Consider the following 16,785-nt stretch of genomic DNA (forward strand, 5'->3'; position numbering starts at 1 on the left):
GTCATTCTCCCCGCGGATAGCGTTTGGATTCCTCGAGATTGTCGAGGTTCATGTGGTTGCGCATGTAGCGCTCGGATGCTTTTTGCAGCGGCTGATGGTCCCACGGATAATAGGCGCCGTTCCTCAGTGCCTCGTAGACCACCCAGCGCCGGGCCTGGCTCTCGCGCACGGCGCCATCGAAGGCCTCCATGTCCCAGTGGGCGGCGCACATGTCGCGAAACGCATTCAGCGTTGCCGCCTGCACCGGTGTCTCCGGGTTTGCCGCGAGGTTCTTCAGCTCCAGCGGATCGGCTTCGAGATCATAGAGCTGATCCGGGTCGAGCGCGCAGTGGATATATTTCCATTTGCCCTTGCGAATGGCGACCAGCGGCGCGTGGGACGCTTCCGCAGCATACTCCATGAGCACCGGCTCGGTGCGCTCCTCGCCATTGATGACAGGCACGAGGCTGATGCCATCAGTCCAGGGCTTCACCTCGTCCATCGAGATGCCGGCGAGGTCGCAAAGCGTCGGGGTTACGTCGAGGTTCGACGTCGGCGTCAGGTGCAGGCCGGGCGCAACGGCGGGTCCGGCCGCCATCAGGGGCACGCGCGCCGAGCCTTCGAAGAAGTTCATCTTGAACCACAGGCCGCGCTCGCCCAGCATGTCGCCATGGTCGGAGCAGAACAGGATCAGAGTGTTGTCGAGCATCCGGGTGCGCGTCAGCGTGTCGACAAGTTCGCCGACCTTTTGGTCGAGATAGGAAATATTGGCGAAATAGGCGCGGCGCGAGCGGCGGATATTGTCCTCGGTCAAGTCGAAATTGACGTAGTCGCAGGAATGCATGATCCGCTTCGAGTGCGGATCCTGGTCCTCCTCCGGCAGCATGCCGACCTCTGGCAGAAGATGCTCGCAATCCTCGTAGAGATCCCAGAATTTCTTTCGTGCGACATAGGGGTCGTGCGGGTGGGTGAAGGAGACGGTCAGGCACCAGGGGCGGCGGCCCGCGTCGTCGTTTTCGCGCGACAGCTGGTAGAGCTTCTGGTTGGCGAGAAAGGCGACCTCGTCGTCATACTCCATCTGGTTGGTGATCTCGGCGGCGCCGGCGCCGGTGACGGAGCCGAGATTGTGATACCACCAGTCGATGCGCTCGCCCGGCTTGCGATAATCCGGCGTCCAGCCGAAATCGGCGGGATAGATATCGGTCGTCAGCCGCTCCTCGAAACCATGCAATTGATCAGGCCCGACGAAATGCATCTTGCCGGACAGTGCCGTGTAGTAGCCGGCGCGGCGCAGGTGATGTGCGTAGGTCGGGATCGAGGACTGGTATTCGGCGGCGTTGTCATAGACCCGGGTGCGGCTCGGCAGCTGGCCTGCCATGAACGAGGCGCGGGCAGGCGCGCAAAGCGGCGACGAGGTGTAGTTGTTGCGAAAGCGGGCGGAGCGGGCGGCGAGGCTCTTCAGGTTCGGCGCATGCAGGAATTCCGCCGGACCGTCGGGAAAGAATTTTCCGTTCAGCTGGTCGACCATAATGATCAGGATATTAGGTCTGGCGGTCATATGGCCCGTCCTTGGCGGTGGAGCTGGTCGAGAAGCGAGGTGACGTAGTCTTCCGTCAGCGCGATCGAGGCTTCGATGCCGATCGGCGCAGAGCGCAGACTCTGGCGGATGTAGAGCCCGTCGATCATCGCAGCTGCGCCTTCCGCGATGCGTTCCGCGTCATCGACGGGACAAAGCGCCTTGAGGCTCGCCATCAGGTTGGAGCGCAACCGCCGGGCGTAGACGACGAGGAACCGGCGGACGTCTTCCGAGCGCTGCGCCTCGGAATAGAAGGCGAGCCAAGCGGCGATGGTGTCGGGCGCAAACTGGCTTGCCTGGAACGAAACGCGGATCAACGCGCTCAGTTTCTCACGCGGTGTAATCGCTGCACTCAGCGCCGTCACCGTATCGTCGCGCAGTTGCCTTAGAAGACTGCGCACGGTCTCGATCAGCAATTGCTCCTTGCTGCCGAAATAGTGATGGGCAAGGGAAGGGGAGACACCGGCACGGCGGGCGATGTCGGACATGGTGACGGCGAGCGTGCCCTGATCGCCGATCACGCGCAGCGCCGCATCCACCAGCGCCTTGCGGCGCACAGGCTCCATCCCGACCTTGGGCATCCGTCTCTCCCTCGATGATGGTCAGTTTATTTTTGATTGACTCATCAATCAATAAAAATTTGCGATGTTTTCTCTTTCTTTTTTCGGAGAAATCCGGCTCAATCCGATGGTAGAGTTCTGGATATCAGAAGGACTGGAGGTTGAAATGACCCATGCATTCGATCCGGCTGGCAAGGCGGCGGTTGCCGGCAAATGGGGATGGTTCGTCGCGCTCGGCGTGCTGTTGATCATGTGTGGCGGCCTTGCCTTCGGCAATCTGCTGATGGCGACGGTGGCCTCGGTCTATTATGTCGGGCTGATCATGCTCGTCGGCGGCCTGTTCAATCTCGCCCATGCCTTTCAGGTCAAGGGTTGGAACAGCGTGCTCTATTGGGTGCTGAGCGGCGCCTGCTACGCCATTGCCGGGCTCTTTGCCTTCATCAACCCGGTGCTGGCCTCCTCCGTCCTCACTTTCCTGATGGCCATCGCACTCGTCGTCGCCGGTTGCTTCCGGATCTGGGTCAGCTTCAAGCTGCGGCCGATCCAGGGCTGGGGATGGGTCGCGCTCGGCGGTCTGGTCACGCTCGCCGCCGGTCTGATCATTGCCGCCGGCTGGCCGGTCAACAGCCTCTGGATCCTCGGCCTGTTCCTGGCGGTCGATCTGGTGATGCAGGGTCTGTCGCTGATCGCCTTCGGGGTGTTGGCAAAAGGCTAGCGCACGGCTCGCTCGCCTTTGCCGTGTTCGGGTGGGATTGTAAGCAGAGCGTGCCTGTTGGCTGGCGTATTGGGAAGGCGACCGTGCGGGCCGCCCGTGTAACGACGCTCATCCCAGCGCTGATCGCCATCTCGGGTGTAGCGCTACAGGTGCCCCTGTCCGGCATGGCACTGATCCTGCTTGCAGTGTGACTGCTCTGGACCACGATGTTTGCGCTTGCCGCGATCTTTCTCGGTCGTGGCATGCACTCGTTATCGCATCACCTGAACCTGTTGCGACCAATTTTCCGCAGTTCGGGAAAATTCGATGAAACTACTGATTTTATTAGAAAGTTCGATAATGATCAGCGTGGGCGGAGCTGTCATATAGCTTTCATCAAAGCTTCATATTGGGGAAAGACTTCGTTGACTGTTGGTCGCCATCCTGCGGCCGTCCGATCGTCCGTTCTCAATCTTCTGGAGCCCGGCATGTCCGCCGCCCCCGCCGAAATTCTCTCGCTTCGCCGGTTCGGCGACGACCAGATCGTAACGCTTGCAAAGCTTGTGATCGAAAGCGCATTCCAGCCGATCGTCGAAGCGGCAACCGGTGCCGTGTTCGGCTACGAGTCACTGATGCGCGGCTTTCAAAAGCTGGGCTTTGCCTCGCCCTTGGAATTGCTCGACAAGGCGGAAGAGGCCGGCCAGTTGCTGGCGCTCGAGCATATGGTCAACAGTCGTGCCGTCGCAGGCTTCGCGACATTGCCGGAATTTTCCACCCGCACGCTGTTCCTGAATTTCGATTCCCGCCTGGTCGGCGGCGAAAACGCGATCGTCGAGCGCCTCGTCAATCACCTGAAGCGCGCCAACATCGCGCCGTCGTCCTTATGCTTCGAGCTGTCCGAACGTTTCGACAGCGGCAAGATGCCGGATTTCTCGGCGCTCGTGCGCGAACTGCGGCTGGCCGGATTCAAGCTGGCCATCGATGATTTCGGCGCCGGCTTCAATGGCCTCAAGCTGCTCTGCGATCAGCCCGTCGATTACGTGAAGATCGACCGGCATTTCATTTCCGGCATCGACGCCGATGCGCGCAAGCGCCACCTGGTGCGCCACACCGTCAACACCGCCCATGTGCTCGGCACCCGGGTCATCGCCGAAGGCGTCGAGACCGAGGCGGAGTTCCAGACCTGTCGCGATCTCGGCTGCGACCTCGTACAGGGCTATTTCATCGCCCGGCCGACGACGCACCTGAGCGAATTGCAGCCTGCCTATCCGCATTTGGCCTTGAATGGCGGCGGTCACCGCTCGTCGGCGACGCTCGACAGCATTCTGATCCGCAAGCAGATCGAACAGCTGCCGGCGGTGCGCGAAAGCGACGAACTCGAATCCGTGTTCGATCTGTTCCGGCTTAATCCCCGTCAGGCGTTCTTTCCGGTGCTCAACGCCAACGGCGAACCGCGCGGCATCCTGCACGAATATCACGTCAAGGAGATGATCTATCATCCCTTCGGCCGCGACCTGCTGAAGAACCGGCTCTACCAGCGCCGCATCTCGCATTTCGCAAGCCCGGCGCCGATCGCCGATCTCGATACGCCGGCCGACGAGATGCTGAAGATTTTCGCCGGCATGGACGGCAGCGATTGTGTGATCCTGACCGAGAATATGCGCTATGCAGGCATCCTGTCGGCATCGTCGCTGTTGAAGATCATCAACGAGAAGCAGTTGAAGACGGCGCAGGAGCAGAACCCCCTGACCGGATTGCCCGGCAATCGCGCCATCCGCGATTACGTTCAGGACGCGATCCTCGACGGCGATCAGCCGCGCTATTTCTGCTATTGCGACTTTGACGATTTCAAGCCGTTCAACGATACCTACGGTTTTCAGAAGGGCGATCTGGCGATTTCGCTTTTCGCCGCCCTGCTGCGGCGGCATTTCATTGGCGAAGAAAAGTTCCTCGGCCATGTCGGCGGCGACGATTTCTTCGTCGGCATCAGCGGTTGCACCGTCGATGAGCTGCAGGTCGTTCTTCACCGTCTACTCGACGATTTCGCCTCCGATGTCCGCCAGCTCTATCTACCGGAGCATCAGGCAGAGGGGCGTATCAGCGGTCATGGCCGCGATGGCACGGCCAAGGATTTTCCGCTGATGCGCTGTTCGATCGCCGTTCTCGGATTGCCGGAAGGTTTTGTGTTTTCGGACGGCCAAGCCGTCAGCGCCCGCATCGCCGAGATCAAGTCTCGTGCCAAGGCCAGCGCCAGCGGCCTCGTTCTGGAGGCGCTCGGCGTCTAACGCGTGGATGGGCAAACACGTTGCAGTCGGCAATGAGTGCCGCTGCGTCCATTTACGCCTGGGTTTTTGGCAGGCGATGGACCAGGTAGTCGCGCATCTGCGCAAGTGCCATGTCGCGTGTCAGCCCCCCTTCAGACTGCAGCCCGAGCCGCAGCCACAGCCCGTCGATCAACGATGTAATGGCAAGCGCCACATCTTCGCACTCGTTCGCAGGCAGGATGTGCGTCAGCGCCGACAGCAAGTTCGACCGCATCCTTGCGTGAATGATCTTCTGAATCCGCGCCAATTGCGGTTCGCGCGGCACTTCGGCGCAAAGCGATAGCCAGGCGTGGCAGACGGAAGGCTGGAAGAAGCGTTCCTCGAAATTGGCCTCAATGATCGCATCCATCCGCTCGAGCGGGGTACGTGCGCGATGCAGCCTCTCGACCACCGCTTCTTTCAAGGAAGCGTTCGCCTCGCGCATGGCATGCTCGAACAGTTCCTGCTTGCTGGCAAAATAATGCAGCACGATGCCCTTCGAGGCGCCGGCATGCGTCGCCACCTTTTCCAGGGTCGCCCCGGCCATTCCCTCTTTCTGCAGGACCTCAAAGGCCGCCCGCCGCAGCTCGCGGCGCCTGATCTCACTGATTTTCGTCAATCGCATGCGGTTTCTCCCAAGCGATTCTCACATTGACAATCTTTCCAGGAAGATCAATTGCTGACCCGTGGGTCAATTTGAAGTCCCGACGGACAATTGTGAGGATCGCGATGCTGCATTTGAAGAGCCTGATATTTGCCGCTGCTCTGTTGACGGCCACAAGTTCCGGCTTTGCCGGTGATCCGCAGGCATGCAAAAGCGTGCGGTTGGCGGAGCCCGGCTGGAATGACTTGGCCTTTACGACCGGCGTCGGGCTGAGCCTGCTGAAGGCGCTTGGATATGAGCCGGAAAGCAAGCTTCTCGGCATCGACGTCATCTATACGAGCCTGCGCAGCAAGGATCTCGACGTCTTTCTCGGCTACTGGGATCCGGCTATGGTCGCCTACTACAAGCCTTACCGGGAGGACGGTTCGGTCGAGACCGTGCGAACCAATCTTGAGGGGGCAAAATACACCTTTGCCGTTCCCGACTACGTCTGGGAAGCGGGCGTCAAGGATTTCTCGGATTTGAAACCCTTCTCCGACAAGTTCGAAAAGAAGATGTACGGCATCGAACCTGGCTCCAATCAACTGATGCTCGATGCCATCAAGGATCCAGATCTTGGTCTGGCAGACTGGGAAGTGGTCGAGTCGAGCGAGCAGGGCATGTTGTCCGAGGTGACGCGTCGGGTTCGTGACAAGGCCTTCATCGTATTCCAGGGCTGGGCGCCACATCCGATGAACACTGTATTTTCGATGAAGTACCTGACGGGTGGCGACAAGTTCTACGGTCCGAATTTTGGCGCGGCGACGGTGTCGACGCAGGTACGCAAGGGATACCTTCAGGAGTGCCCGAATGTCGCCCGCCTGTTGAACAATCTGGTTTTCGACGTCGATTTCGAGAACCGCGGCATGGGCTACCTGATGAATGACGGCCTGTCGCCCGATGAGGCAGGGGCTAAGTCGATCAAGGAAGAACCGCAGCGTCTGGAACCATGGCTCGCTGGCGTAACGACCTATGACGGCAGCCGGGGCTGGCCGCGGTCAAAGCCGCGCTCGGTCTTTGATGGTGATCGATCAGCAGTCGTGGGCGGCCGCCAAGCGGCGAATAGAACTGCCCGGCGGCCAGCAGTTCACCTATGTCGATCACGGGCAGGGGCCGGTTCTCCTTCTCTTGCACGGCTACTCCGATACCAGCCGCAGTTTTTCCCTGATCGCGCCATCCTTAGGCGGATATCGCCTGATCATTCCAGATCTCGGCGGACACGGCGGTTCGATGCCCAGGGAAGGGATGTCGATTGCCGAACTCGCCCACGATGTCGATTGTCTGGCCGATCGCCTGGCCATTCACCAGTTTGTGCTTGTTGGTCATTCCATGGGAGCGATGATTGCTGTCGATATTGCCGCGCGCCGCCGGGAGGCGGTGCGTGCATTGATCCTGCTCTCGGGAAGCCTCAAGCCGGACTTTGGTCCGGGGACGGAGGTCGCCCGGGCGATACGCGGGCTCAAAGACCCGCTTGGTCCCGACGATGCCTTCTTCGACCGCTGGCATGCCTGCAGTCGGTCGGTCGACACGGCGTTCCTAAGGCATCTGCGCCGCGAAGCCGCAGCGATGCCGATGACGACTTGGCGAACGCTCCTTGATGCGCTCGCGGTGACGGATCTCAAATCGCGCGCGACTCATGTCAGAGCGCCGGTGCTGTGCATCGCCGGAGCACAGGATCCTCTTTTTGACATCGGGCATCGGCAGGTTCTTGCCGAGACCTTCGCCTCCGTGCGCTCCATCACGCTCGACGGCCATGGCCACAACCCGCATTGGGAGAGTCCTGCCGATGTCGCAGCGCTGATCCTCTCGTTTCTCGGCGATGAGGTCGGCCAACCCGGATCGACATCGGGCCTTTCCGCGACGCATGGGCGGCGCTAGGTATGACGCTTGAGAGTCCTTGAGGTAGAGCCATGTCCCTTCCAGTTGAAATGACCTTCGTTGATCTTCCGTCCCCGGGCGGGGCGGAAAATATGGTGCTGTCGAAGGGACCATTGCCGACGCTCAAGCCGGGCGACATTCTGGTGCGCGTCGAAGCGGCAGGCATCAACCGGCCTGATGTGCTCCAGCGCAAGGGCGACTATCCGCCGCCGCCCGGGGCGAGCCCCATTCTCGGGCTGGAGGTTGCCGGTGAAGTGGTGGCTCTCGGCGAGGGCGCGCAGGGTTTTTCGATCGGCGACAAGGTCTGCGCCCTGGCGAACGGCGGTGGTTACGCCGAGTATGCGGCCGTGCCGGCGACGCAGGCGCTTTCCTGGCCGAAAGGGTATGACGCGGTGAAAGCGGCAGCCTTGCCGGAAACTTTCTTCACTGTCTGGGCCAATGTCTTCGGCATGGCCGAGCTGAAAGCGGGGGAAACCATCCTCGTCCACGGCGGATCGAGCGGTATCGGCACGACGGCAATCCAGCTGGCAAAAGCATTGGGCGCCGAGGTCTTCGCCACCGCCGGCAATACTGAGAAGTGCCGGGCCTGCGAGGCGCTCGGCGCGAAACGGGCGATCAACTATCGCGACGAAGATTTCAAGTCGGTCGTGCTGGAGGAAACCGGCGGTCGCGGCGTAGACGTCATCCTCGACATGGTCGGCGGCCGCTATTTCGACCGCAATATTGGTACGCTTGCCAAGGATGGCCGGCTCTCGATCATCGCCTTTCTCGGCGGCGCCAAGGTCGAGGCCGCCAACATCGCCCCGATCCTGTCAAAGCGGCTGCATGTCATGGGTTCGGCGCTCCGCCCGCGAACGGCGGCAGAGAAACAGGCGATCCGCGACGGCCTGCTGGCAACCGCCTGGCCATTGCTCGAAGCGGGCAGCGTCGCACCGGTCATCCACGCGGTGCTGCCATTCGAACAGGTGGCGGACGGACACCGGATGATGGAAGAGGGCGACCACATCGGCAAGATCGTCATGACCATGCGAACCTCGTCATGACCGCGCGAAGTTCGTCGTGACCATGCGAAACGCATCATAACCTAGCTTGAGTTACGACCTTCGTCGGCCTTGCAATCCCGGGAAATTCACCTACCTTGAAATTATCGCTAACGAACAGAAAGGAAGGTGATCCAATGTCTAATGAGATTTCGGTCGTCGTGACAGGCATGGGAGAGGTGAACACGTCGAGGCGAACTTCGGCCTGATTCCCGCCTTCCTTCGGGTCCTAAGCCCGGGCCAGCCACTTGGCCAAAACTCATGGAAGGGTCGCCTCGCGCGGCCCTTTTCCATTTCTAGCCCGCCATGCAATTTCCCATCCCGATCTTCAGATGCATTCTGCGCCGGCGTGCGCGTGCGCCTGCGATGTCGTCAAATACCGAAACGCCCGACCGCCGGGATCTTGATGCCCGGTTTGGCAATGTCGAAACCGGCGACGAGGCCGAAGAAATGCAGCTCCAGGCCGCTGCGCACCCCCGCCGAAATGCCTGCGAGGCCATAGAGCGTCGCATGCAGGTCGCGGCTATCGGCGTCGATCTGGAACAGTTTCCCCTCCGGCAGGTAGTCGCGCCCGACAGCATCTGGCGGCAACACCGCATTGAGTTCGGGGACCGAGCGCAGCACATGGGCAACGAAGGTGTTTGAGTTCGGCCCCGGCCAGATCCGGTAGCCGCCGGCCGATGAATAGGGGTAGGCAGCGATTGCCGCTTCGATCTTCGGGATCAGCCTGCTCGCCTCGACGCCGCTGGCGGTCGCAACCAATCGCGGCTCGTTCGAATACCAACGGGCGTCCGCCTGATAGGCGTTCCTGCGGATCGGCTTGCCCCAGCCGACCTTGTCGTAGCGATTATAGGCCTGGGCGCCCTGTTGCTTGGTGACGATCCAGGCGTGGCTGGCGACCGCTCCCTTCATGCCGCCCGTCGTGGCGGAGAAGATATAGACCGCCGCATCCGGGCTTTGCGCCGGCTTCGGCAGGATGCCCGCCGAAGACCAATCGGCATGGCGCCAACTCTGCGGTCGCTCCTTCATATACCACCATCCGGCCGACGCTAGAGCCGGCAGAAGGTAGATGACCAGAAAGACGGCGACGAGCCTGCGGATGAATTTCATGAAAGCGCCGGTTTCCTGTTGTCCGATTCCTGCTAAATGCATGCACTAATCTAGGAAATTTGAGGGCAAGACATGTCGAATCCCGTTCTCGTCGAAGTCACGCGCGGCAATCTGGTCGAAAGCCGTCACCGCGGCCTGGTCATCGCTGTCGATAGCGAAGGCCGTACGGTCTTTTCGCTGGGCGATACCGAGAGCGGCGTGTTCCCGCGATCGGCCTGCAAGGCAATGCAGGCGCTGCCGTTGATGGAAAGCGGCGCTGCTGACGCTTACGGCTTCGGCAACAAGGAACTGGCGCTCGCCTGCTCCTCGCATTCGGGCGAGCCGGAGCATGTCGCGCTTGCCACGAAGATGCTGGCTGCTGCCGGCCGCGACGTGTCGGCGCTCGAATGCGGCGCCCACTGGTCGTCTGACCAGAAGACGCTGATCGGCCAGGCGCGCTCGATGGAGGCGCCGAGCGCGCTTCACAACAATTGCTCCGGCAAGCATTCCGGCTTCATCTGCGCCTGCTGCCATTCAGGCACTGAAGTGAAGGGCTATGTCGGCTATGATCACCCGCTGCAGCAGGAAATCCGTGGCGCCATGGAAAACCTCACCGGCGCGATCCTCGGCCGCGACAATTGCGGCGTTGACGGCTGCTCGATCCCGACCTATGCGGTGCCGCTGAAGGGGCTGGCGCACGGTTTTGCCAAAATGGCGACTGGCGTCGGTCTCGCGCCCGAACGCGCGCGCGCATCGAAGCGGCTGATCGAAGCCTGCATGGCCGAGCCTTTCTACGTCGCCGGCACGAAGCGCGGCTGCACGCGGCTGATGGAAACGGCACCGGGCCGGATCTTCGCGAAAACCGGCGCCGAAGGTGTGTTCTGCGCGGCGATCCCGGAAAAGGGCATCGCCATCGCCGTCAAATGCGGGGATGGTGCCACCCGTGCTGCCGAGGCGATGGTCACCGCTACGCTTGCTCGCTTCTTTCGGGGCGAGCCTGACGTGCACGCGGCACTGATGGCGCAGGCCAACCACACCATGAAGAACTGGAACGGCATCCCGGTCGGTGACGTCAGGGTGACGGACGCCTTCGCCGCCTGATGTCGATCGGAATGACGCGCGCGCAGGAATCCCGGCCGCGCGTTGTTGCACACGCCCCGTAGCGACCAGTACTCCGCGTCTCACGCCGACAGAAGCGCCATGCCCTTGTCGCGATAGGGGCCGAGAGCATCATCGTTCATATCTTCCGGCACGATCAGGCCGGCAATGTCTTCGGCGTTGGCGACGTGGTGCGGCGAAGCGGCATCGAACTTTTCGGCTGTCGCGATGACGAAGGTGTCGGCGGCTTGGCCAAGAATGGCGCGCTTGACGGCGGCCTCCTCGTAATCGCCGGTCGAAAACCCATGAACCGGATGGATCGCGGTGACGCCCAGGAAAAAGATGTCGACACGGATAGCGGTAATGGCCGCCAGGGCGGCCGCACCCGTTGCCACCATGGAGTGCTTGTAAAGCCTGCCGCCGATAAGGATCACATCCGCCTCATGTCTCTCCAGCTCCGCCGCAATGGTCGGGCTGTGCGTGATGATCGTCAGCCGCATCTCGCGCGGAAGCGCTCTGGCGATTTCGGCGTTGCTTGTGCCGCCATCGAGAAAGATCGTTTGCCTCGGTGCGACGAGCCCGGCTGCCTTGCGTCCGAGCCGGCGTTTGACGTTGCCAGCAATTTCCTGGCGTGTGGCAAAGTCCGGTAGGGCAGGTGTCAGCGGCAGCGCACCGCCATGCACCCGCTTCAGCAGCCCTTCGGCCGCCATTTCCCGGAGGTCACGGCGGATCGTATCTTCGGAAAGTTGCAATTCATCCGCCAGGCGCTTGGCGACGATCTCGCCATCGCGGCTTAGCCGCGCCGAGATCAACGCTCGTCTCTGTGTGGTCAGCATCATTTCGCTCCTTGACTCTTCACGATATTACACGAAATATCATGAATATTCCAGAGTTATCTGGGTGTATCGTGCAAAGTAAGGAAAAAATCATGTTGATCTTGATTGCGGGTCCCTATCGCTCGGGTACGGGCGACGATCCGGCCAAGATGGCGGAAAATTTGAAGCGTCTGGAGGAACCGTCCTATGCCCTCTTCAGGGCGGGCCATGTGCCTGTTATCGGGGAGTGGGTGGCGCTGCCGGTCTGGCATGCCGCCGGCGGCGCCAGCATCGGTGACGACCTCTACGAGGAGATCTTTCATCCCGTCGCCGGGCGCCTGCTGGCGCTTTGCGATGCCGTGCTGCGTCTGCCGGGCGACAGCAAGGGGGCGGACAATGATGTCCGCATTGCCCGGGAGCGCGGCATTCCGGTCTATTACAACCTCGAAGATGTGCCCGGCTGCAGCGAAGCGCAGGTCGCCTGAGCGACAGCAGCCCCGGCGGGTATAGCTCGCCGGGGCTGCGGATTGGTGCCGGGCATGCCGCGACGCGTGCCTTGTCGCACTTGCGCCGGCTACCCGGAAAGGCGTGGACTTATTCGTGCACGTGCGGCTCGGCGACGAAGGTCAGCGTTGCCGTCAGCCCCTTCTTGTCGGCGGCGGTATCCGCTTCGAGCGGAATTGCGTGGCTGACGGCGAGAATGTTGACGCCGGCATTGCGCAACGTCACTTCGGTTTCGCCCTTCGCGTCCGTTTTTTCGGAGACGAGCTCCGGAAGTCCGGCGTAGTCGACGGTGATTTCCTTGCCTTCGAGCGGCTTTCCATCAAGCAGCAGGCGGACGCGAAATTTTTCGCCGGGCTTCAGCCCGATCGGATTGTCGAGCGGCACGATCTGCAGTGGCTGGGCCGGGAAGGCCGGCATGTCGCCATGCACATGCACAAGCGCGATACTGTATTTCACCGAGTGGCTCGCCTGTTTGGCGCCTGGTACCTCGCTCTTCGGCTTGTTCACCCATTTGCCGTCAGCACCCTGGCTCCAGTAGCCGTTGTCGAATTCGAGCGCGAGCAGGGCCGGTTCGCCGTCGAGCTTCAGCAGGGCATGGGTGCCGGCCGCTCGATGGTGACCGGCAATGCCGTGCCATCCTCGCCGAGGGCAGAAACGGATTTCACCTTGGCCGGATCATAGGCTTCGTCGGCGGGGCCGTGGCCGTAGATCACCGCAAGGTCGCCCCAGCGCTCGCCGATCCAGGCGCCATGCGCAAATGCCGGCGTGGCTGCGGTGGCCAGCAGACCGGCGGCAAGCAGGGAGGAAATCAAGGTCTTCATGAGTGACTCCGAAATTATGTTATAACGTTACGTTCACGTTGTATTGAAGTCATGTTCGGCTTGTCAACCGAGGAGACTTCATTTCTTCTGCGGCCCGAAGGCGGCGCCAGGGTCGCCTTGATTAGCAAGGAGAGTAACGTGCTGAAATTGTTTTACACCCCGGGAACCTGCTCGCTGGCCTCGCACATCGCGCTGGAAGAGACTGGCATCGATTACACGGCCGCGCCGGTCGATTTTTCCAAGGCGGAACAGACCAAGCCCGACTATCTCGCGATCAACCCGAAGGGGCGTGTCCCCGCGCTCGTCACCGATCGCGGCACAATTACCGAGACCCCGGCGATCCTCACCTACATTGCCCAAAGCGCTCCGCAAGCGAAGCTGGCACCGCTCGACGATGCCTTCGAGTTTGCACGGATCCAATCCTTCCTGAGCTATCTCTGCTCGACCGTGCATGTCGCCCATGCCCACGGCCGGCGTGGCTCGCGCTGGGCCGACGACCCGGCGGCGCATGAGGCGATGAGGGCCAAGGTTGCTTCGAATATGACGGATTGTTTCGAGCTGATCGAAACCAGGATGCTCGCCGGTCCCTTCGTCACCGGCGACACCTACTCGATCGCCGACCCCTACCTGTTCACGATCGCTGGCTGGCTCGAGCCGGATGGCGTCGACCCGACACGCTTCCCGAAGATTTTGGACCACCGCAACCGCATGACGCAGCGGCCGGCAGTCGCCCGGGTTCTCGCGGTTCTGAAGGGTTAAGGATCGGGGCTAACGGCCAGCGAGTCTCTCGGGCAGGTCGAGCGGGGGTTCGTCTGCCCAGGCGACGAATTCCCCGTAGCTGATCTGATCGTCGATAATGGCGCGGACGAACAGGCGGCAATAGGCTGCCGGAATCTCTGCCAGCCGCACGTCAAAATGGGACCCCAGCTTCGCCAGGTCGACATTGGCGATCCGGCCTTCGGCAATTCGCTTTTCCATCCCAAGCCTGCACCCGGTCACTGCACGGGAAAAGGCGTGGCGTTCTTCGCGAAGAGCACGTTTCCTCTGCTGCCATTCCTCGACCGTAAGGTTGTCAGCGCTGGAGGCACGGCCGAATTCGGCCACCCTGAAGTTCATCACAAGCATGAGAACAACGACAAGGCCGAGGCTTACGATGAGTCCGTTCAATGCCTTGCTGAGCCGCATTCGAAACCTTCGCTTTCAGGACACCCTGCATAGCAAATAGAAAACAAAGCTGGAAGCTGCAATGAGTTATCATGGCTATCCTGGCGTGTGTTGCCACAAGCCTGCGGTCCTTGGAAATCTGTCGGCTACATCAACATGTAATCCTTCGGTTGCGGCAATTCGGGCAGGTCGGTTTCTCCAAGCGCCTCGCGCAGATTGATCTCGATCGTATCGGCAAGCGCCACGATCGGCAGGTCGTTCGGCAGCGTGCCGAACGGCTCCTCCAGTTCATCGCCAAGCGCGTCGAGACCGAAGAAGGTGTAGGCGACGAGTGCCGTTACGAACGGCGTCGCCCACCCGAGCGCATCGGCAAATCCGAAGGGCAGGAGGAAGCAGAAGAGATAGGCGGTGCGGTGCAGAAGCAACGTGTAGCCGAAGGGAACCGGCGTGTTGCGGATGCGCTCGCAGGCGGCAAGCACGGCCGACATGCGTCCGACCGTGCCGTCCAGCATCATGTACTGAATGTCGCTGATCCTCTCAGTGGCACGCAGGCTGGCAAGCAGGCCGCCGATCTCGCGCAGCAGCAGGTCCGGGGCATTGCGGCTTGCCTTGTAGGTAGGCAGGAGATCCGCTGGCAGCCTCCGCAACGCCTTGTCGGGCTTGCTGCCCGGCCGCAGGTGGCAGACCAGCGTCTGCGCAAAGATGATCACCAGATTGAGCAAACGTGCCCGCGCGCCGTCCGCGTCACCTGCTTCGAGGATCAGTGTCTGGCGGGCAAAGTCACGCGAGACGAAAATCAGCTGCCCCCAATCCTTGCGGGCCTCCCACCAGCGGTCGTAGCAGGCATTGTTGCGAAAGCCGAGAAACACCGAAAGGGCGATGCCCAAAAGCGCGAACGGTCCGCTGTTGACGCTCGGCACCATCGTCGGGAAGGCCTGGTGCGACCAGACGACGCCGGCTGACAGGGCAAAGACGAACAGCACCTGCGGGAAGATCCGCTGGATGACCGAGCCGCGCAGAATGAAGAAGAGCTTGGGGAGGCTGGGGCGGTCGCGAACGATCATCGACGGGTACCTGTGCGGCAAGGATTTAGCATCGGTACAGGCGGGACACGAAAATTGGAAGAGCGCGCGATGTTGTCAGCGCCCGCATCCGTGCCTTGCCATGACCAGCAATGTAAATTGGCGATCTTCCCGCTGCCGTCCTTTTCGCCGCCTGCACCGCGGCACCAGTCTCCAACGATATTTCAGGCACCCTGTCGGCACGCGGGCGTCCCGCTCGTCCTTGATGAGAGCATCGAAGAGGAGACGAAAATGCGCAAGGTTGTTGCCGGCATGCAAATGTCCATCGATGGCAAGATCGATGGTCCCGATGGCTATGCCGATTGGGTCGAGTCCTGGTCGGATACCTTTGATCTCTTGCCCGAAATCGATGCCTGCGTGCTCGGAAGCGGCATGTATTCGGGCTACGAACAATATTGGAGCGCGATCAAGGCCGACCCGCACAGCCCGCTCGAATTGAGCGGAAACCTGCCGACACCAGAGGAAATCGAATACGCCGACTTCGCCCTGAACACGCCGCATTATGTGCTGTCCAACACGCTCGACGGCGTGCGCTGGGCGAACACGACGGTGCTGCGCGACGCAGCGGATGTTGACGCTTTGCGGCAACGGTCGGGCAAGACCATCTATGTGGTCGGTGGCGCGCAGACGGTTTCCGGCCTGCTCGACAGGGGCGTGATCGATGAGTTGCGCCTGACGATCCATCCGCTGGTGGTGGGGGAGGGCAAGGCGCTGTTTGCAACGATCGCGCAACGGCATCGCCTGCAGCTCAACGAGGCGAAGTCGCGCCCGGACGGCACTGTCAGCCTCGTTTATGCCGTCGGCGATTGAGCGATCCGGCTGGCTTGGGTTCAAAGGCAGGGAGCTAACGGCGTGGCATAGCAGGTATTTGTCGGGTAACGGCCCGGTGATCCGCCAGGCCCACGCGACGAGGAATGTCGAGTTAGGCCGGAAAGTCGGCTGACAGTTTCCGCGGCGCCTTCTCGCGCCAGGCGGCGATCAGCCTCTGTGTCAGGCTCGCGTCGTCGATCGCTCCAAGACGCACCAGCATCGCCGGCCATCCCTTGTAGTGATCGGTTTCGAAGAAGAGTGACGGATCGAGTTCCAGCAGCATTTCTTTTTCTTCGAGCGCGCACATGACCACCAGGGTGTCGGCGTCCTTCATGCGCGCAAAGCTCTTGCCTTTTACCAAGAGAGCGGGCGTGCCATAGGAGGTGCCGAGCGACACCTCCGGCAGGCCAGAGGCTTCGGCCAGCGTCACGACGCGGGCAAAAGGACCGTCGAGGTCTTCGCTCGGGCGGCCATTATGCGCGGCCGGAGGGTGGCTCATCGCCTGGCCGCCGAGGCGCAATCGCAATTGCCGGTCCGCGGCCAGGGCCAGCCCGGGAAGGGCAGGTCGCCGAGTTCGCGCCCGTCCATTCGTTCGAGATCGGGATGTTGCAATGGGTCGCGTGCCCAGGAGAGCGAGGCGTCCTGTCGGGTGTCGGTAAGAGATCGGGTCGGTTTCAACAGGGAGAAAATCTTCAGCATGGCGGGCCATCCTTTCGATGCTTCAGAGCA

Annotated in this window: 19 protein-coding genes and 1 pseudogene; 9 read left to right on the forward strand and 11 right to left on the reverse strand. The window is 61.5% G+C overall.

Annotated elements, in window-relative coordinates; translation table 11 throughout:
* Position 1 precedes the first annotated feature (1 nt).
* Positions 2-1,537 (reverse strand): choline-sulfatase, encoded by a 1,536-nt coding sequence (gene betC / locus BKP54_RS13930; RefSeq protein WP_057224795.1) that lies wholly within the window; start codon positions 1,535-1,537, stop codon positions 2-4.
* Positions 1,534-2,136 (reverse strand): transcriptional regulator BetI, encoded by a 603-nt coding sequence (betI, locus tag BKP54_RS13935; RefSeq protein ID WP_025426233.1) that lies wholly within the window; start codon positions 2,134-2,136, stop codon positions 1,534-1,536. The genes betC and betI (BKP54_RS13935) overlap by 4 nt, the downstream gene beginning before the upstream one ends.
* A 145-nt stretch (positions 2,137-2,281) precedes the next feature.
* On the opposite strand from betI (BKP54_RS13935), the gene BKP54_RS13940 reads away from it, so the two are divergent.
* Both BKP54_RS13940 and BKP54_RS13945 read left to right on the forward strand, forming a co-directional pair.
* Positions 2,282-2,830, forward strand: coding sequence for an HdeD family acid-resistance protein (locus BKP54_RS13940; protein ID WP_025426234.1), 549 nt, complete (start codon positions 2,282-2,284; stop codon positions 2,828-2,830).
* A gap of 467 nt (positions 2,831-3,297) precedes the next feature.
* A complete protein-coding gene (locus BKP54_RS13945; protein WP_025426235.1) occupies positions 3,298-5,094 on the forward strand; it encodes a GGDEF domain-containing protein in 1,797 nt (598 codons plus the stop codon).
* 52 nt (positions 5,095-5,146) lie between these two features.
* Here the strand turns inward: BKP54_RS13945 and betI (BKP54_RS13950) are convergent, their stop codons facing one another.
* Complete coding sequence (gene betI, locus BKP54_RS13950) at positions 5,147-5,737, reverse strand: transcriptional regulator BetI (RefSeq protein ID WP_025426236.1); 591 nt, start codon at positions 5,735-5,737, stop codon at positions 5,147-5,149.
* Between the two features lie 104 nt (positions 5,738-5,841).
* On the opposite strand from betI (BKP54_RS13950), the pseudogene BKP54_RS13955 reads away from it, so the two are divergent.
* From BKP54_RS13955 to BKP54_RS13965, 3 genes and pseudogenes are all read left to right on the forward strand, one after another.
* Positions 5,842-6,776: pseudogene (locus tag BKP54_RS13955) on the forward strand (choline ABC transporter substrate-binding protein).
* The gene (locus BKP54_RS13960) at positions 6,776-7,633 is read left to right on the forward strand and encodes an alpha/beta hydrolase (RefSeq protein ID WP_025426238.1); all 858 of its coding nucleotides are present in this window, start codon (positions 6,776-6,778) and stop codon (positions 7,631-7,633) included. The pseudogene BKP54_RS13955 and the gene BKP54_RS13960 overlap by 1 nt, the downstream one beginning before the upstream one ends.
* Positions 7,634-7,665: 32 nt before the next feature.
* Positions 7,666-8,676 (forward strand): NAD(P)H-quinone oxidoreductase, encoded by a 1,011-nt coding sequence (locus BKP54_RS13965; protein ID WP_025426239.1) that lies wholly within the window; start codon positions 7,666-7,668, stop codon positions 8,674-8,676.
* Between the two features lie 369 nt (positions 8,677-9,045).
* Here the strand turns inward: BKP54_RS13965 and BKP54_RS13970 are convergent, their stop codons facing one another.
* Positions 9,046-9,783 (reverse strand): DUF3750 domain-containing protein, encoded by a 738-nt coding sequence (locus BKP54_RS13970; RefSeq protein ID WP_025426240.1) that lies wholly within the window; start codon positions 9,781-9,783, stop codon positions 9,046-9,048.
* 72 nt (positions 9,784-9,855) lie between these two features.
* Between BKP54_RS13970 and BKP54_RS13975 the strand changes: the two genes are divergently transcribed.
* Entirely contained in the window at positions 9,856-10,863 is a 1,008-nt protein-coding gene (locus tag BKP54_RS13975) for an asparaginase (RefSeq protein ID WP_025426241.1), read from the forward strand.
* Between the two features lie 80 nt (positions 10,864-10,943).
* On the opposite strand, the gene BKP54_RS13980 is transcribed toward BKP54_RS13975, so the two are convergent.
* On the reverse strand, positions 10,944-11,696 hold the full coding sequence (locus BKP54_RS13980) for a DeoR/GlpR family DNA-binding transcription regulator (protein ID WP_025426242.1): 753 nt from the start codon (positions 11,694-11,696) through the stop codon (positions 10,944-10,946).
* Positions 11,697-11,788: 92 nt separating this feature from the next.
* On the opposite strand from BKP54_RS13980, the gene BKP54_RS13985 reads away from it, so the two are divergent.
* Positions 11,789-12,160 (forward strand): hypothetical protein, encoded by a 372-nt coding sequence (locus tag BKP54_RS13985; protein ID WP_025426243.1) that lies wholly within the window; start codon positions 11,789-11,791, stop codon positions 12,158-12,160.
* 109 nt (positions 12,161-12,269) lie between these two features.
* Here BKP54_RS13985 and BKP54_RS36490 read toward each other — a convergent pair whose 3' ends face one another.
* On the reverse strand, positions 12,270-12,686 hold the full coding sequence (locus tag BKP54_RS36490) for a DUF4198 domain-containing protein (protein WP_245317831.1): 417 nt from the start codon (positions 12,684-12,686) through the stop codon (positions 12,270-12,272).
* Positions 12,687-12,763: 77 nt separating this feature from the next.
* Positions 12,764-13,000, reverse strand: a complete 237-nt coding sequence (locus tag BKP54_RS36495) for a hypothetical protein (protein WP_245317832.1) — start codon at positions 12,998-13,000, stop codon at positions 12,764-12,766.
* A 138-nt stretch (positions 13,001-13,138) separates the two neighbouring features.
* Here BKP54_RS36495 and BKP54_RS13995 point away from each other — a divergent pair, with 138 nt between their 5' ends.
* Positions 13,139-13,759, forward strand: coding sequence for a glutathione S-transferase family protein (locus tag BKP54_RS13995; protein WP_025426245.1), 621 nt, complete (start codon positions 13,139-13,141; stop codon positions 13,757-13,759).
* A 9-nt stretch (positions 13,760-13,768) separates the two neighbouring features.
* On the opposite strand, the gene BKP54_RS14000 is transcribed toward BKP54_RS13995, so the two are convergent.
* Both BKP54_RS14000 and BKP54_RS14005 read right to left on the reverse strand, forming a co-directional pair.
* Positions 13,769-14,185: a hypothetical protein gene (locus BKP54_RS14000; RefSeq protein WP_057211496.1), complete on the reverse strand. Its 417-nt coding sequence runs from the start codon at positions 14,183-14,185 to the stop codon at positions 13,769-13,771.
* Between the two features lie 125 nt (positions 14,186-14,310).
* Entirely contained in the window at positions 14,311-15,228 is a 918-nt protein-coding gene (locus tag BKP54_RS14005; protein WP_025426247.1) for a bestrophin family protein, read from the reverse strand.
* A gap of 249 nt (positions 15,229-15,477) precedes the next feature.
* Between BKP54_RS14005 and BKP54_RS14010 the strand changes: the two genes are divergently transcribed.
* On the forward strand, positions 15,478-16,056 hold the full coding sequence (locus BKP54_RS14010) for a dihydrofolate reductase family protein (RefSeq protein ID WP_025426248.1): 579 nt from the start codon (positions 15,478-15,480) through the stop codon (positions 16,054-16,056).
* A 112-nt stretch (positions 16,057-16,168) separates the two neighbouring features.
* On the opposite strand, the gene BKP54_RS14015 is transcribed toward BKP54_RS14010, so the two are convergent.
* Positions 16,169-16,555 (reverse strand): MmcQ/YjbR family DNA-binding protein, encoded by a 387-nt coding sequence (locus tag BKP54_RS14015; protein ID WP_051509197.1) that lies wholly within the window; start codon positions 16,553-16,555, stop codon positions 16,169-16,171.
* Positions 16,552-16,755 (reverse strand): hypothetical protein, encoded by a 204-nt coding sequence (locus BKP54_RS14020; protein WP_057212448.1) that lies wholly within the window; start codon positions 16,753-16,755, stop codon positions 16,552-16,554. Before BKP54_RS14020 ends, BKP54_RS14015 begins: the two co-directional genes overlap by 4 nt.
* Positions 16,756-16,785 lie beyond the last annotated feature (30 nt).

The sequence above is a fragment of the Ensifer sp. 1H6 genome (assembly GCF_001976035.1).
In the GTDB taxonomy this organism is placed as follows: Bacteria; Pseudomonadota; Alphaproteobacteria; order Rhizobiales; family Rhizobiaceae; genus Ensifer; species Ensifer canadensis.